Source organism: Marinitenerispora sediminis (genome assembly GCF_003336425.1).
GTDB lineage: Bacteria > Actinomycetota > Actinomycetes > Streptosporangiales > Streptosporangiaceae > Marinitenerispora > Marinitenerispora sediminis.
The window spans coordinates 1-203 of record NZ_QEIO01000440.1 but is presented as its reverse complement, the minus strand read 5'-3'; the positions used below and the strand labels follow the sequence as shown (position 1 = coordinate 203).

General features: G+C 76.4%; 1 protein-coding gene. It reads left to right on the top strand.

Annotated features, from left to right (window positions below; genetic code table 11):
- On the top strand, window positions 1-203 hold a 203-nt coding region (locus DEF28_RS27900; RefSeq protein ID WP_158562937.1), incomplete at both ends, for a hypothetical protein.

The following is a 203-nucleotide window of genomic DNA, read 5'->3' as shown; positions in this document are numbered from 1 at the left end:
TCGGTGCTCATCCTGGACGGACTGGAGGAGGTCAGCACGCTGGCCCCGGTGTCACGGACCGACCTGCTCGCCGGCCTGGCCGGCTTCCAGCGCGAGCGCGCGCGGGCCGGGGCCCCGGTGGCCGTGGTGGTGACCTGCCGGGACGCCACCGCGGCACGGGTGCGCTTCCCCACCGGCAGCGTCGCGATGCGGCTGGCGGAGTT